Raw genomic sequence first — 15,596 nt, forward strand, 5'->3', positions numbered from 1 at the left:
CCTTAAAAATTTAATACTTCTTAAATTTCTCAATCATTTAAAAAATTTAACTATAATGATTTTATGAAAAAGGCTTTATTTTTAGACAGAGACGGCGTAATCAATGTCGATAAAAAATATGTTCACAAGATAGAAGATTTTGAATTTTGCGAGGAGATTTTTAAGCTTTGCCGAATTTTCACACAAAAAAATTATCTTATTTTTGTCATCACTAATCAATCAGGAATTGCAAGAGGCTATTATGATGAGAAAGATTTTGCGACATTAAGTGCTTTTATGTGTGAAGAATTTGCCAAAAAAGGAATTTTAATAAATAAAATTTATCATTGTCCGCATTTGGAGGGTTGTGAGTGTAGAAAGCCAAAGCCCGGTATGTTTTTAAAGGCTTATGAAGAATTTGACATCGATAGAGAAAATTCCTTTTTTATAGGCGATAATCTCACAGATATGCAAGCAGGACTTAAAGCAGGACTTAAAAAACTCTATCTTATAAATTCCACTCAAAAGGGCGATTTTTACCACAGCTATGCAAATTTAAATGCACTTTTAAAAGACATCGAAAAGGGGGAAATATGCGTATAATTATCACAGGAGGAGCAGGCTTTATCGGTTCAAATTTAGCCCTTGCTTTGCAAGAAAATAATGAAATTTTAATCATCGACAAAATGCGAAGCGATAAAAAACTCGATAATGGAAATTTAGAAAGTTTTGGACATTTCAAAAATTTGCTTGATTTTAAGGGAGAGCTTTTTGTAGGCGACATCAACGAAGCAAAAACTTTTGAAGTGATGCGTGAATTTAAACCCGAAACCATCTTTCATCAAGCAGCCATTTCAGATACCACAGCTTACAATCAAACACAGGTTTTAAGCACGAATTTAAACAGCTTTAAAGACTGCATTAAACTTGCTATTAAATGCGACTCTAAGCTTATCTACGCAAGCTCTGCTAGTGTGTATGGAGATATGCCAAGCCCTCAAAAAGTAGGCTATGAAGAGCCTAAAAACCCTTACGCTTTTTCAAAATTAATGATGGATAAACTTGCACAAAAATATTTTAACGAGCTTCATATCGTGGGGCTACGCTATTTTAATATTTATGGGAAAAATGAATTTTTTAAAGGCAAAACCGCCTCGATGATTTTACAATTTGGCTTACAAATTTTAAATGGAGAAAATCCGCGTTTATTTGAGGGGAGTGAAAAAATTTATAGAGACTTTACCTATATCAAAGATGTCGTAAATGCGAATTTAAAAGCCTTAGAAACAAAAAGCGGAATTTATAATGTAGGCAGTGGCAAGGCAAGGACTTTTAAGGATATTGTAGATATTTTACAAAAAGAGCTTGGCACAAATTTAGCTTATGAGTGGATACAAAATCCCTATAAAAAAGCCTATCAATTTCACACCCAGGCACATTTAGACGAGAACTTTTACACAAGCGAATTTGAACTTGAAGCTGGGATAAAGGATTACCTGCCTGAAATTAAACGCATTTTTGAAAAGGAATATAATGCTTGAAAATTTAAGCAAACAAAGCCCTAAAATTCTTGTTGTGGGTGATTTTATGGTGGATAATTACATTTGGAGTGCGTGTGAAAGAATTAGCCCAGAAGCTCCCGTTTTAATCGCAAAGTCCCTAAAACAAGACAAAAGATTAGGCGGGGCGGCAAATGTCTATGCAAATTTAGCTAATCTTAAAGCTAGAGTTTTTGCACTTGGTGTCGTGGGAGATGATGAAGCGGGAGAGTTTTTAAAGAAGAATTTAAAAGGCGTCTTACTCACACAAAAAGGACGCAAAACCCCACTAAAAACACGCATTCTAGCACACAATCAACAAGTTTTAAGGCTCGATGAGGAAGATAGCTCTAAAATCAGGCTAGAAGATGAACTCATCACAAATTTTAATACCATCGCAAAAGATTTTGAGGCAATTATCTTGAGCGATTATGGAAAGGGGGTTTTGAGTGAAAAAGTGTGTCAAGCTCTTATTTGTAGGGCAAATGAGCTTAATATCCCTATTTTAATCGACCCAAAGGGAAATGATTATAGCAAATATCAAAACGCCACTCTCTTAACGCCCAATAAAAAAGAAGCTTTGGAGGCTTTGAAATTTAAGGACTTAAAGGGAGAAAATTTAAAACTTGCCATTAAAAAGCTTAAAAATGACTTTCATTTAAAATACTCCATCATCACGCTTTCAGAAGACGGCATAGCCTTGTTTGATGAAGATTTACACCTAATCAGTGCTAGAGCTTTGGAGGTTTATGATGTAACTGGGGCTGGAGATAGTGTCATTGCTGTTTTAGCCTTTTGTCTAGCTTGTAAAGTGCCTATTTTAAAGGCTTGTGAATTAGCCAACGAGGCAGCGGCTGTGGTTGTAAGTAAGATAGGCAGCGTGAGCGTGAGTTTTGACGAGATAAAAAGCCTCAATTTAAGCACTTTCGAAAAGAAAATTAAAAGCAAAGAAGAACTTGTGGCTTTACTTGAAAATTTAAAGGATAAAAAAATCGTCTTTACCAACGGCTGCTTTGACATCGTGCATTTTGGGCATTTAAGCTATTTAGAAAAAGCAAAAAAACTAGGGGATATTTTAATCATAGGGCTAAATTCTAACCCGAGCGTTAAAAGACTTAAGGGAGAGAGCCGTCCTATCAATGGTGCATATGAAAGAGCTTGTATGCTAGGGGCGTTTTATTTTGTTGATTTTGTTTGCATTTTTGAAGAGGACACTCCGCTTGAACTTATCAAGACTTTAAAGCCTGATGTTTTGGTAAAGGGGGCAGATTATGAGGGCAAAGAGGTCGTGGGAAGTGAGCTTGTCAAAGAAGTGAGATTACTTGAATTTCAGCAAGGCTTTAGCACGACAAGCATTATAGAAAGGATGCAAAAATGAAAGTTTTTATCACTAATCTCTTACGCTCTACGCACAGAAAAAAGGCTATGCAGAAGCAAATTTCTAAGCTTTTTAGCAAAAATCCCTCCCTTAAAGATCGCTTAGAATTTATCTTTTTTGAAGCTGTTGATGGAGATGGGGGAGAGGAATTTGCCAAATTTCACCCAACTTGGACGAAATATCTCAATGGTAGAAAGTTAAGTTCGGGTGAAAAAGGCTGTTTTGCAAGTCATTATAAATTATGGCAAAAGTGCTTAGAGCTTAATGAGAGCATTTTTGTGCTTGAGGACGATGTGGAATTTACTCAGGCTTTTAACGCACAAAATTTAGAAAAAATTTTAAAAAGTCCCTATGAGTATGTGAGAATTCACTACATAAAAGAAAAGAGTTCTTACGCTCTTAATAATCATTTTAATATCACTTTTTCAAATGTAGGGGGAACGAGAGGCTATTTCATCAAGCCTAGTGCGGCTAAAAAATTCATAAAACACACGCGAATTTTAATCAATCCTGTTGATGATAGTATGGATTATAGCACTGTTTCAAACATCATCTTTAAACCTCTTTTTCTGCAAGATTTTGACACAGCAAGTGATATAGCCGCTACAAGAGAGAGAGAGAGAGAGAGAGAGAACAACTACAAATTCACGCGTGAGCTTTACCGCCTATATCGCAACGCAAAACACTTTCTTCTCACACTCAAAACAAGACTTCGTTTAATCTTTCTCCTTAAAACTTAAAGCAATTTTAGCCTGCATTTTAAGCCAATCTTTTTGCAGCATTATAGGAAAGCCCCCATATACACGCCCACCTTCTAAGCTTTTACTCACGCCCCCTCTTGCTGCTATGGTGCTAAAATCGCCAATTTTAAGATGTCCGCTTGTCGCACTTTGTCCGCCCATTACTACATTGCGTCCTAACTCGGTTGAGCCTGAAATTCCTGTTTGAGCGACTATAATGCAATTTTGCCCTATTTGACAATTATGTCCTATTTGGACTAAATTATCCACCTTAGTTCCAGCTTTTATAATGGTGCTTCCAAACACAGCCCTATCAATAGTCGTGCAAGCACCTATTTCGACAAAATCCTCCAAAATCACATTGCCATTATGATAAATTTTATAATGCTCTCCATTTTTATTATGCGCATAGCCAAAGCCATCACTTCCTATCACGCAATTTGCTAACAAATGGCATTTTTTGCCTATTTTAGTGTCATTATAAATGACGACATTAGGGTGAATCACACTTTCATCGCCTATGCTGACATTATCCCCCACAAAAGCCCCCGCCATAATCACCACATTTTCGCCTATGTTAATATTATTTCCCAAATAAACATTAGGCATAATCTTCGCACTTTTTGCGATATTTTGCGACTTAACCTCGCTAAAAAGAGGTTTAGCAAAAATTTTACTTAAAAAAGCAAAGCTAAGATGAGGATTAGGAGAAATGAGAGCCTTAGTATCTTTTGGAACTAAATTTTCATATTCTTTAGAAACGATAATAGCCGCTGCACCTGTGTTTGGAATGTCTTTAGCATTTTTTTCCCCATCACAATAAGTTAATTCCGTAAAACTAGCCCTTAATAAAGAATTAAGCGCACTAATTTCTAAATCCTCGCCCTCATATTCTAAACTCAAAAATTCCGCTATCTCTCTTAATTTCATTTTTTATCCTTATCCATTAAAAGTTGTTTCTATCATACCGCTTGGCTTATCCACAAAACGCGAATTTTCCTTTTGAAATTCCACTTCAGCTGTGCCAACGGGACCATTTCTATTTTTACCGATGATAATTTCAGCATTTTCTTGTCTTGGATTAGGGATAAATTTAGGGTGGTATTCCTTCTCCTCTGCCTTTGCCTTATTTTCCCTTTCCTTTTCCTCTTGTTCTCTATACACTTCATCACGATAAACAAATAAAATCGTATCCGCATCTTGCTCGATGGCTCCACTTTCACGCAAATCACTTAACATTGGGCGTTTGTTTGACCTATTTTCTAAAGAACGGTTAAGCTGTGAAAGTGCGATGATAGGCATATCAAGCTCTCTTGCTAAAAGCTTGAGTCCGCGTGAGATTTCACTCACTTGCAAATGTCTATCGCTAAAATTTGAATGACTCATCATAAGTCCTATATAATCGACCACACACAAAGAAATATCATCTTCTTGAGCCTTAAGTCTTCTTAAAATCGCCCTTATATCCGTAATGCTAGCATAACCGCTATCATAAAGAAAAAATTGAGTCTTAGCATAATAATTACACGCATCACTCACCCTATCCCACTCATCATCATTTAAATCAGCGGTAATAATTTTTTGCAAGGGGATAGAAGTTTTAGAAGCGAGCAGTCTTTGCATAATTTGAATTCCGGGCATTTCAAGTGAAAACATTACCACACCTTTATTTTGCCTTAAAACATTATCGATAAAATTTAAGCATAGAGTTGTCTTACCCATACCAGGTCTAGCCGCAACGATAATAAGCTCACCACCCTTAAAGCCTTTAGTTTTATCATCAAGCTCACTAAAGCCACTTTCAAGCCCTATGATATGCTTATTTTCCAAACTTTTCTGCCTTTTAAATTCCTCTAAAAGCTCACCTAAAACCTCATTGACATTTTTAATATCAGCAGAATTAACACGACTAATAATGGTAAAAATATCCTTACTAAGCTCATCAGAAATTTCGCTCACAGCCCTATTTGCACTGATGCGACTTGGTAAAAGATGAGCGAAACTTAAAAGCTGTCTTTTGATAGACTTCTCTCTCAACTCTTTAGCATAAGCACTAATATTAATCATCGAGGGGGTGGCGATAATTTCATTTAAAATTTGCTCATCTAATTTGCCATATTTTTTCAAAAAACTAAGCCCAATTGGCTCTCCAGCATTCACACAAGCAACAATGGCTTTAAAAATATCTTGATGTGCTTTTAGGCTAAAGTCCTTGATTTCAATATCTCCAGCGATATTTGCATAAACTTCCCCACCGCCTAACAAACAAGAGCTTAATATCATACGCTCTAAATCTAAATCATAATGCTCTTCATTATTCATCAATTGACTCCATTTTGAAAAGCAAATTTTAACAAAACTATGTAATAAAATAAATGTTTTTAATCAATTTCTAAAAATAATTTTTAGTTTAATTTTTCTCCAATTCCTCACACATTTTTTCAAATTCCTTATAATACTTCCACGAAGCTACGATGTCAGGATGATGGGTTTTGAGATAGTTTAATTCTTCGTTAAGTAGCTTTTTAATCTTATTCCGTGTATGTGTATCTTTTTTAAGATATTCTAAAACTTTCTTTTCTGTGATGAGATTTTCTTTAGTTTTATCAACATTTTCTCTTAATGCTTGAAAATAGCCTTCTAGGAATTTTTTACTCTCTTGTAGTAATTTTTCATTACGCAAAATATCCTTACAATCGTCCTTTATATAAGCGATGATTCTACTATCATTAATGTTTGTTTCATCGATAATAATAATATCTTCCCTAAATTTTTGTATTACATCAGCACTAATATAAATTTCATAACCTCCTTCTTTATCAAGACTGCTTGTATCCTCTTCATTTTTAGCCACATCTTCTTCTAATGCGTAAAGACATGTGGGAAGAACCGACAAACCAAATCTTACAACCTCTCTTCTGGTTTCAAGTAATAATCTATCTGGTATAGAAAAATGAAATAGCTTAGCCAATTTATTCCAAGTCAAAAATACATTTTTAGGCTCAAATTCTTCGAAACTATAATAAAAAATTTCAGTAATACTAGGCATTTTTTGAATTAAACTATTAAAGCTAAGACAACCATATAGTAGCCAATTATCCTCAAAAGTAACATCACATCTTGGATATTCTCCATTATGTTTCCAATATTTATTTTTGGGAATAAGTTTACTATATTCTTTGCAGGTAAGATTAAAACGCTTCATAGTTGATTTGATATAGTCAAGTGCATTTAAGCCACAAATAAAATGATTTGAGATAGATTTAAGCTTAGAAATAGGGTCTCTCGTAACATAAAATGCTGGGACTTTTTCTATTAATAAATAAGGTAATTTTGAATAATGAACATGCACAGCCACAGCTACAAAATTATTTTTATTTAACAAATCATTATAATACAAATGATAATTTTCCTCTTGAGGCATCCAATACTCATAAATTTTAACACCCGATAAAGAAAAATAATTTAAAATAGCCGAAGAAGCTGAGGCTCCATTATTTAAATAAATAAATTTATATCCTCTCGGCAAAGGCAAATTCATTTCCCAAGCTTTTTCAGCAGGAATTTTCTCATAATTTAAAATATAATTTTCATCATTAAGCTTGTCAGGGTTTAACAAAGGAGGATAAGGGTGATTAATATCTTCATATCTTTCTTTAAATTCTTTAGAATTAAGCCATAAAGAAACTTCATCAAAATGCTCTAATACAAAAGCCTTATTTAACACAATGACTTCATTTAAAGCCTCATAATGTGTAAGTAAATTTTCTATCAAAGCATAGTTTTTAATGAAAAAATCAAAATCTTCTTCATTTTTAAATTTCAGTTTATCTTTGAGCCTATAAACCCTACTTTCTTTTAAGGCTTTAAATTCTTTTTTAGCTTGTTTGATTTTAGAGAAAAATTTAAAATAGCCTCCCTTCAATTTATCTCTATCACACTCAAGCAAGACCCTGCCAAGTCTATAAGTAAGCCAAGTTTTTACCCATAAAGCTTCATTAAAATCAAAACATTGTCTAAGGGGAGGATAGGCTAGATCTGCTCTTGCAAGCTCAAGTGTTTTTCTAAATTGAGTGAGTTTATGATGAGTTTTTTTGATGTGGTATAGTTTAAAGAGTAAGGATATTACCCCCCCCCCCCCCCGTGTTATATTTGATTAATTCTTGACCAAGTTTATAAGAAAGATGATTTTTGATTCTTTGTGTGGCTGAGTTTGGATTGGTGATCATAATGCTTCCTTGTTTTTAAGATAAATGAGAGGGGATTATATCAAAAAAAAAAAAAAAAAATGGAATTGCAATTCATAAAAATTGTCGATCCCTAAATATAATAGCAAAAAAATTAATTTCCCCTCAATCTCACTTCGTCCTCAACTTCCTCCAAAAAGCGTTCTACAAGCTTATCTTCTTTAAGTTTTGCCACCACTTCGCCAGCCCTTATTACAAGCCCTTGACCCTTACCAAAGGCTATGGCGACATCAGCACCTTTTGCCTCGCCAAGAGCATTGACCACACAGCCCATAACGCTAATATTCAAAGGGGTTTTAATATGCTTAGTTTTCTCTTCTACAAGTTTAATCGCAGAAAGCAAGTCGCTTTGGATACGCCCACAAGTAGGACAGGATATGATATTTACCCCACTTTTTTGCACACCGCTATCTTGTAAAATAGCCCTTGCTACGCGAATTTCTTCCTCAAGCTCCCCAGTCATAGAAACCCTCATCGTGTCGCCTATGCCCTTTAAAAGTAAATGTCCTAAAGCAATAGAGCTTTTAATAGTGCTGTGAAATTTCGTCCCAGCTTCCGTTACGCCTAAATGAAAAGGATAATCGCAAAGCGGACGCAATCTCTCATAAGCCTCAATGGTCGTTTGCGTGTGAGAAGTTTTCATAGAAATTTTAATATCTGTAAAGTCCAAATCCTCCAAAAGTCCTATATTATACTTCGCACTCTCAAGCATAGCATCAACTCCATAGCCAAATTTATCGCTAAATTGCTTTTCTATCGAGCCGTGATTAATGCCTATTCTTATGGGAATTTGCCGTTCTTTACACGCTTTTACTACTTCTTTGACATTATCTTTAGAGCCTATATTACCCGGATTAATTCGCACTCCGTCTATAAATTCCGCACAAAAAAGAGCAAGTTTGTAATTAAAATGAATATCTACGATTAAAGGTAGGGGGCTTTTTGCTTTAATTTCTTTTAAGACTCTAGCATCTGCCATATCCAAACAAGCAAGGCGGACAATATCCGCTCCCGCAAAATAAAGACGGTTAAGCTGCTCCAAACAGCCCTCAATGTCTCTTGTTTTTGTAAAAAGCATAGATTGCACTGAAATAGGTGCGTCCCCACCGATAGCTACTTTACCGACTTTAATTTGTCTTGTTTTAAATCTTTGCATAGAAACTCTTTTCGCCATTATTGGGCAATTTAAGCAAATTGCCCTTAAATTTAAAGCTTTCCACCCTCAATGACGACATCATCAGCTTTAATATCTGCTCCAAAATGTGCCTTTAAGCTTTCATCATAAGCTTTATGGAAAAACTGCTCTGCGGCTAAAGAAATGATTAAATTATCAATAAATTCTTTCAATTCTTTATCGCCTTTTTTAACTGCTGGAGCGATAACATCTTGATTTCCAAGCTCCTTAATCACAACCTTATAATCAGGTCTTTCTTTAACCCAAGCAAAAAGCAAAGTATTATCGTGTGCTAAAGCGTCTCCTCTTTTATCCATCAAGGCTGCAAATGTTTCAGTATTTTGGTCGAATTTTAAAGTTTTAATATCGGCGTGGTTTTTTGTAAAATACGCATCTGCTGTTGTGCCTTTATTTAAAATCAAAGTTTTATCCTTTAAATCCTCCACACTCTTAATTTCACTATCCTTAGGCGCTGCTACACCTAAAGCTACTTTCATATAAGGTAGAGCGAAATCGACCTGCTCCGCTCTTTCTGGAGTTTGAGTAAAATTTGCTAGGATAATATCGACCTTGTTAGACTTTAAAAACTCAACGCGATTTGCCGCTTCGACAAGCACAAATTCTACCTTATTTTCATCGCCCAAAAGCTCCTTAGCTATGCGTTTAGCTAAGATGATGTCATAGCCTTGATTTGCACCTTTTTCATCAACATAGCCAAAAGGAGGCTTATCGCCAAAAACGCCGATTTTAACTACTCCTGCATTTTTAATTCTCTCAATGGAATTTACTCCACTCTCACTACTACCACAAGCGGCTAAAAACACCGCAACAAAAGCTGTAAAAATACTTAAAAGAATTTTTTTCATCTTTGTCCTTTCCATGTAAATTTGCATTTATTTTAATACAAAAAAATTAATTAGGATAAAAATTATCGAAAAAAAATTAAGAAAAAATTGCTATAATTTCGCCCTATTAAATGGTAAAGGAAAAAATAATGAAAAAGAATTTAGCCCTACTTGGTGCTTTGGCATTTTTTTTAAATGCTTGCTCGTCAAATGATCTTAGCGATGAAATTGTTAAAAAATATGAAAAATCACTTAATGATTCCACACAAAAAATTATACAAGAGCAAATGAGTGCTTTTCCAAATTTTAAGATCGATTTTAAAAACTTCACTTGTAAAGCTGATAAAGCTTTTGTAGAGTGTCAAAGCCCTAATTTTTCGTTAAGTAATGAAAAGACAAAAATTTTTGATATTCAAAACATCAAATTTCGCTCAAATGAAATTTACACAGAAAATAATATTTCAGGTTTGATTTCCTACAAAGATTATTACACGCACCTTTTTGCTAAACACGATAAGCTAGAAGCAAATTTAATATTTGAAAATCTAAAATTAAGCGATGAAAGCATTAAAGCAGTGGAAAATGCAAGCAAACAACTTATAAATGATGAAAAAATCGCTAAATTAATGCAAGATCTTAGCAAGGATACTTACAATTTCACATACACATCGCTAACAACTAAAAATGACAAAAAGTTAAATTACGCTTTTTCCTACAAACTTGACAATAATAAAGAAAATGTCATTTCTACAAATCTAAAAGGCAGTTTCAAAGAAGAGATTTTCACCTTACTAGACAATTTAAATGTGAAATTTGACACCAATCAATTAGCCATTAATCTAACAAATTCGCCTCAAAAATTTGAAGAAGATTTCAATAATAATTTTGAAGAATTTTTAAAACAAGGCACACTTAAAGAATTTGACTTTAATTTCAATCTTCAAACAAATAACGCCTTTAGCCCTTACATCAATATGGCAAAAGCTTCCTTAGAAGCACTTCAAAACCAAAGCTCTAATGAAGAGCAAAATTTGCTTTATTCTCAAGTGCTTGAGCTCATCAATGATGTTAGCAAAGACCCGCTTTATAAGCTAAATCTTGCGCTTGGCTTTAAGGATATCCCGGTGAGTGATTTTATCAATTTAAAAGAAGAAAGTATTGCAAAAATTACCATTAATGGTAAGGATTTTAGTGCCATACTTAAAACTATCAATCAGCTTTCGCAAATTGGAAATAGCAATCCTTTAGACGAGATCTATCCTTGAAAATTCTATTTTCTCCAAGTGAAAGTAAGGATTTAAATTGCTCTTTAAGCCCTTTTGATGAAAGCTCCTTTATCTTTAGGGAGCTTTTTAAATTTAGACTTGAGGCACTTAAAAATTATGAAAATTATATCAAAAATGCTACACAAGAAGATTTGCAAAAGCTTTTTGGCGTGAAAAATCCTCCGCAAGAATTTTTGCAAGATCTTAAAAACGCACCCACAAAATACGCCATAGAACTTTACACAGGCGTGAGTTATGAATTTTTAGCTTATCAAAACTTGGAACAAAAAGCTAAAAATTACATCTTAGAAAATACGCTCATCTTTTCTAATCTTTTTGGAGTGGTAAGAGCAAATGATACCCTGCCCTTTTACAAATTTAAACAGGGTGCAAAGCTAAAGGATTTTAATGTCGAATATTTTTATAAAAAGCACTTTAGCAAGGCTTTAGATAAATTTTTAAATGAGGAAGAGGTGCTTGACTTAAGGGCTGGATTTTATGATAAATTTTACACGCCCAAAAAGAAAGTAAGCACTTACAAATTCCTTAAAAATGGCAAAATAGTCAGCCATTATGCTAAGGCTTATCGGGGCATTTTGCTAAGAATAGCCGCACAAAATCAAGTTAAGTCTAACGAAGAATTACTCTCAAAACTCCCAAATAACTTAAAATTAAAAGACATTAAAGAATTTAAATTAAAAGAAGAAATCACCTTAGAAATTGTAGATTAAGATTTGAGAAAGTTCTTTTTATTTGCTTGATAAACAAATTTAAACACCTCACTTACAGCCTTAAAAAGCTCTCTAGGGATAAGTTGATCAAGATCACAGTCCTTATAAAGCTGCCTTGCAAGAGGAGGATTTTCATAGACGATAACATTATGTTTATACGCCATCTCTTTAATACGTAAGGCTAGAAAATCGACCCCCTTAGCCACAACTCTTGGGGCGTTTTCCTTAGTCGTATCATAACGCAAAGCCACAGCATAGTGTGTAGGGTTAGTGATGACCACATCAGCACCCGCGACATCTTGCACCATTCTACGCCTTGCAGCTTCCATTTGCAAACGCCTAATTCTACTTTTAACCTGCGGATCTCCTTCCATTTGCTTATATTCATCTTTGATTTCTTGCTTACTCATTTTAAGCCCCTGAAAATATTGAAAACGCACCAAAAAAACATCTAAAATAGCAATAATCAAAAAGGCAATAATCACAATAGCCGCTAAAATCAAAGCCTTATCCCTTAGCCAAACCATTTGTGCAGCAAGGCTATAAAGCTCGACTTTAGGAAGCTCTTTGATAAATTGAAGTAAGACAATAAAAGCTATGGTAAAAACTACGCCCACTTTAAGAATAATTTTGACACTTTCGATGAGTTTTTTGAGAGAAAAAAGATTTTTAAGTCCTTTAAGAGGATTGATTTTACTTAAATTTGGCATAATGGGCTTAGTTGTAAAAATAAAGCCAAATTGCATTACATTACCGATAATTCCTGCAACCATAATGCTTAAAACTATGGGGGCAAGTATGATTAAAACCTCAAAAATGCTCTTCATTATAATAGCTTGAATAATGCGTAAGTCAAATTCCGTCCCGATAAAATTTTGATAATAGCGATACAAATTCGCCACTCTCTCGCCCATAAAGCCTAATAAAAACAAAAGCAAAGTAATCGCCACGATGAGCGTAACCACAGCGGCAGCATCTTGACTTTTAGGGACATTGCCCTCTTGTCTAGCGTCTTCTATCTTTTTGGAGGTGGGTTCTTCCGTTTTTTCTTGGTCTTCGCCTGCCATATTTTACCTTTAAATTTAAAGCTAAATTATAATGAAAAAATATAAATTTGTAGAGTTTTATCCAAGAAAGTGTGGTCTAAAACAAAAGTTTAGACCAAGAATTTTAATTTTTGTTTTTTAAAGCTTCAAGCATTTCTTGATGATTTTTCTTGCTACTATTTTGCAAAATAACTATAATGCCCCAAATTGAAGCAATAAAACAAAGAAAACCTCCAAAGAAAAACAGTATTGTAAAATAGCCTATCACGCAAAGGATAAAATTAAAAATCGCTTGTATCCAAAGACCTCTAACAAGTAAGGCAACATAGGGGAAGAAAAACGCTAAAATGTAAATCATAATGACTCTTACAAAATAAAAGCCGTTATCATACCCCCTCCCCTTAAAATTTGCTTAATTTATCTTAAATTTTAAAGTGTGGAAATTTGGTAAAGATTAAAAATGAGAATAATAAAGTAAAATGAAGATAAAAAGCCTCAAAAAGAGGCTTTGAGATTAAAGTTTGTTTTCGTTTTTGCCAAGATATTCAGCTACGCCCTTAGGATTGGCTTTCATGCCTTCATCGCCTTTGTTCCAACCAGCAGGGCAAACCTCACCGTGCTCATTTGTGAAAAGCATAGTATCGACCATTCTTAGCATTTCATCAATATTTCTACCAAGTGGTAAATCATTAATCACAGCGTGGCGAACAGTGCCATCAGCATCAAGCAAAAATGAGCCACGAAGTGCGACAGCTTCAGCAAAAAGCACATCGAAATTTCTAGCAATTTGTTTAGTTAAATCGGCAACAAGTGGAAATTTTACTTGACCGATACCACCTTGATTAATAGGAGTATTTTTCCAAGCAAAATGAGAGAATTCATTATCACCTGAAATTCCTATTACTTCAATGCCTCTTTTCTTAAATTCATCATATCTTTTATCAAAAGCGATGATTTCTGATGGGCATACGAAAGTGAAATCTTTTGGGTAAAAGAAAACGACAGCACCTTTTGGACCTATATTTTTGTAAAGATTAAAATCATTTACAATTTCATTATTGCCTAATACTGCTGGAGCAGTAAAATCTAAAGCTTTTTTTGTAACAATCATTGTGTTCTCCTAAATAATAAAATTTATTGATAGCAAAATTATATCATTTAAAACTTTAAAAAGATTTAAAAGCATAATAGAAAATGTAAAAAACAATAATTATTATCAAAAATAAAGCCTTTTTGATTATCAAAAAACAATAAAATTATATTCCTTTAAGATTTTGTCGATAAAATATTCAGCAAATATCAAATTTTAAAGGAGTTGAAATGGCTGTGAAAATCACAGATAGCTGCATTGCTTGTGGATCTTGCATTGATGAATGCCCAGTTAGTGCTATTGTAGATGATGCAAATAATCCTGAGGGCGAAGATAGATACTATGTTTATTCAAACAAATGTGTCGAGTGTGTCGGACATAATGACCAGCCAGCCTGTGCTAGTGCTTGCCCAACTGATGGTTGCATAGTGTGGAGTGAAGTTGCTTCAGGGCAACCAAGCAGAGAAAATATATCAAGCGATATGAGAAGTGGCAATACTCCTGTATTTGCTTAAAATGTTAAAGCTAGTTTTCACTAGCTTTTCTTTCGTTTAATTTTCTTATAAACAAATTTAAGTATAATTCCAAGTTTTATTTACTAAAATTGTCAAGGAGTGATTATGGAAAAAACTTTATCTATCATCAAGCCAGACGCTGTTAAAAAAGGTGTTATAGGTAAAATTTTAGACCGCTTTGAAAGCAATGGCTTAAGAATAGCAGCGATGAAAAAACTACAATTAAGCAAAGAGCAGGCTGAAGGATTTTACGCCGTGCATAAAGAAAGACCATTTTTTAAGGATTTGGTGGAATTTATGATTAGTGGTCCTGTGGTTGTCTCCGTTTTGGAAGGCGAAAATGCTGTGCTTAAAAATAGAGAATTAATGGGTGCAACAAATCCTAAAGAAGCTAAAGCTGGAACCATTAGAGCAGATTTTGCTGAAAATATTGACGCGAATGCTGTTCACGGAAGCGATAGCTTAGAAAATGCAAAAATCGAAATTGATTTCTTTTTCAAACCTAATGAAATTTACTGATGAAAATCGCTTTTTCTAGAATTAATTCTACCGCTTATCCCTTTAGATTAAATTTAGAAAATATAGTCTTTGAAGGGAATTTAAGTAAAATTAATTCCCAGCTTGTAAAAATTCAAGCAAAAATGCAGGGTTTTGTTTATAGACCTTGCGATAGATGTGGAGCTGAAATGGAACTTCATATCGATGAAAAACTGGATCTCTTAGCAAGCGATGGTCTTTATAAGGATTCTAAAAATGAGCTAAGTGATACAATAGAATTTTTTGATTCTCATATCGATTTATTAGAAATTGCTATGGGCGAATTAGAAGCTTATTTGAGCGACTATTTTTACTGCGATTCTTGCAGTAAGTAAAGATTAAATTTTAAAAAGGAGAAAAAATGGCAGTCCCTAAGAGAAGAGTGAGTAAAACTCGTGCAGCTAAACGCAGAACGCACTATAAAGTTAGCCTTCCTAAGCCTATAAAAGATAAAGATGGAAGCTACAAAATGCCTCACCGTGCCAATCCTCTAACTAAGGAATATTGAGAA

At 34.0% G+C, this 15,596-nt stretch carries 19 protein-coding genes; 10 read left to right on the top strand and 9 right to left on the bottom strand.

The genetic code is table 11. The features are described from left to right. The first annotated feature begins 63 nt into the window (after positions 1 to 63). Genes NYG92_RS00205 through NYG92_RS00220 form a run of 4 tightly spaced genes read left to right on the top strand, consistent with a single transcriptional unit; the run spans position 64 to position 3,635 of the window. Positions 64 to 582, top strand: a complete 519-nt coding sequence (locus NYG92_RS00205; protein WP_289233169.1) for a D-glycero-alpha-D-manno-heptose-1,7-bisphosphate 7-phosphatase — start codon at positions 64 to 66, stop codon at positions 580 to 582. Beyond that, entirely contained in the window at positions 573 to 1,520 is a 948-nt protein-coding gene (gene rfaD, locus NYG92_RS00210) for an ADP-glyceromanno-heptose 6-epimerase (protein WP_289233170.1), read from the top strand. Before NYG92_RS00205 ends, rfaD begins: the two co-directional genes overlap by 10 nt. Further along, positions 1,513 to 2,895, top strand: coding sequence for a D-glycero-beta-D-manno-heptose-7-phosphate kinase (gene rfaE1 / locus NYG92_RS00215; RefSeq protein ID WP_289233171.1), 1,383 nt, complete (start codon positions 1,513 to 1,515; stop codon positions 2,893 to 2,895). The genes rfaD and rfaE1 overlap by 8 nt, the downstream gene beginning before the upstream one ends. Then, positions 2,892 to 3,635, top strand: a complete 744-nt coding sequence (locus tag NYG92_RS00220; RefSeq protein ID WP_289233172.1) for a glycosyltransferase family 25 protein — start codon at positions 2,892 to 2,894, stop codon at positions 3,633 to 3,635. The genes rfaE1 and NYG92_RS00220 overlap by 4 nt, the downstream gene beginning before the upstream one ends. On the opposite strand, the gene lpxD is transcribed toward NYG92_RS00220, so the two are convergent. The 6 genes from lpxD to NYG92_RS00250 form a co-directional block, all read right to left on the bottom strand. Then, on the bottom strand, positions 3,612 to 4,565 hold the full coding sequence (gene lpxD / locus NYG92_RS00225) for a UDP-3-O-(3-hydroxymyristoyl)glucosamine N-acyltransferase (protein ID WP_289233173.1): 954 nt from the start codon (positions 4,563 to 4,565) through the stop codon (positions 3,612 to 3,614). The genes NYG92_RS00220 and lpxD overlap by 24 nt on opposite strands. Positions 4,566 to 4,574: 9 nt before the next feature. After that, the gene (locus tag NYG92_RS00230; RefSeq protein ID WP_289233280.1) at positions 4,575 to 5,957 is read right to left on the bottom strand and encodes a replicative DNA helicase; all 1,383 of its coding nucleotides are present in this window, start codon (positions 5,955 to 5,957) and stop codon (positions 4,575 to 4,577) included. 88 nt (positions 5,958 to 6,045) lie between these two features. Continuing rightward, entirely contained in the window at positions 6,046 to 7,785 is a 1,740-nt protein-coding gene (locus tag NYG92_RS00235; protein WP_489752802.1) for a DUF2972 domain-containing protein, read from the bottom strand. Beyond that, a complete protein-coding gene (locus NYG92_RS00240) occupies positions 7,745 to 7,864 on the bottom strand; it encodes a DUF8374 domain-containing protein (RefSeq protein ID WP_039882932.1) in 120 nt (39 codons plus the stop codon). Before NYG92_RS00240 ends, NYG92_RS00235 begins: the two co-directional genes overlap by 41 nt. Positions 7,865 to 7,976: 112 nt before the next feature. After that, the gene (gene ispG, locus NYG92_RS00245; RefSeq protein WP_432264792.1) at positions 7,977 to 9,038 is read right to left on the bottom strand and encodes a flavodoxin-dependent (E)-4-hydroxy-3-methylbut-2-enyl-diphosphate synthase; all 1,062 of its coding nucleotides are present in this window, start codon (positions 9,036 to 9,038) and stop codon (positions 7,977 to 7,979) included. A gap of 50 nt (positions 9,039 to 9,088) precedes the next feature. After that, positions 9,089 to 9,922 (bottom strand): cysteine ABC transporter substrate-binding protein, encoded by an 834-nt coding sequence (locus NYG92_RS00250; RefSeq protein WP_289233176.1) that lies wholly within the window; start codon positions 9,920 to 9,922, stop codon positions 9,089 to 9,091. 128 nt (positions 9,923 to 10,050) lie between these two features. On the opposite strand from NYG92_RS00250, the gene NYG92_RS00255 reads away from it, so the two are divergent. Beyond that, on the top strand, positions 10,051 to 11,166 hold the full coding sequence (locus NYG92_RS00255) for a JlpA family lipoprotein adhesin (RefSeq protein WP_289233177.1): 1,116 nt from the start codon (positions 10,051 to 10,053) through the stop codon (positions 11,164 to 11,166). Next, a complete protein-coding gene (locus NYG92_RS00260; protein ID WP_027303500.1) occupies positions 11,163 to 11,897 on the top strand; it encodes a YaaA family protein in 735 nt (244 codons plus the stop codon). Before NYG92_RS00255 ends, NYG92_RS00260 begins: the two co-directional genes overlap by 4 nt. On the opposite strand, the gene flhB is transcribed toward NYG92_RS00260, so the two are convergent. From flhB to NYG92_RS00275, 3 genes are all read right to left on the bottom strand, one after another. Next, entirely contained in the window at positions 11,894 to 12,964 is a 1,071-nt protein-coding gene (flhB, locus tag NYG92_RS00265; RefSeq protein WP_270976370.1) for a flagellar biosynthesis protein FlhB, read from the bottom strand. The two genes, NYG92_RS00260 and flhB, sit on opposite strands and share 4 nt — an antisense overlap. A 103-nt stretch (positions 12,965 to 13,067) precedes the next feature. Beyond that, a complete protein-coding gene (locus tag NYG92_RS00270) occupies positions 13,068 to 13,301 on the bottom strand; it encodes a hypothetical protein (RefSeq protein ID WP_289233178.1) in 234 nt (77 codons plus the stop codon). Positions 13,302 to 13,457: 156 nt separating this feature from the next. Further along, positions 13,458 to 14,054: a peroxiredoxin gene (locus tag NYG92_RS00275; RefSeq protein ID WP_270976368.1), complete on the bottom strand. Its 597-nt coding sequence runs from the start codon at positions 14,052 to 14,054 to the stop codon at positions 13,458 to 13,460. 209 nt (positions 14,055 to 14,263) lie between these two features. Between NYG92_RS00275 and NYG92_RS00280 the strand changes: the two genes are divergently transcribed. The 4 genes from NYG92_RS00280 (at position 14,264) to rpmF (ending at position 15,593) form a co-directional block, all read left to right on the top strand. Next, entirely contained in the window at positions 14,264 to 14,548 is a 285-nt protein-coding gene (locus NYG92_RS00280) for a DUF362 domain-containing protein (RefSeq protein ID WP_289233179.1), read from the top strand. A gap of 105 nt (positions 14,549 to 14,653) precedes the next feature. After that, entirely contained in the window at positions 14,654 to 15,067 is a 414-nt protein-coding gene (gene ndk, locus NYG92_RS00285) for a nucleoside-diphosphate kinase (RefSeq protein WP_289233180.1), read from the top strand. After that, complete coding sequence (locus NYG92_RS00290) at positions 15,067 to 15,420, top strand: DUF177 domain-containing protein (RefSeq protein WP_214146312.1); 354 nt, start codon at positions 15,067 to 15,069, stop codon at positions 15,418 to 15,420. Before ndk ends, NYG92_RS00290 begins: the two co-directional genes overlap by 1 nt. 26 nt (positions 15,421 to 15,446) lie before the next feature. Beyond that, complete coding sequence (gene rpmF, locus NYG92_RS00295; protein ID WP_004276400.1) at positions 15,447 to 15,593, top strand: 50S ribosomal protein L32; 147 nt, start codon at positions 15,447 to 15,449, stop codon at positions 15,591 to 15,593. Positions 15,594 to 15,596 lie beyond the last annotated feature (3 nt).

This window comes from Campylobacter felis, assembly GCF_030250085.1.
In the GTDB taxonomy this organism is placed as follows: domain Bacteria; phylum Campylobacterota; class Campylobacteria; order Campylobacterales; family Campylobacteraceae; genus Campylobacter_D; species Campylobacter_D upsaliensis.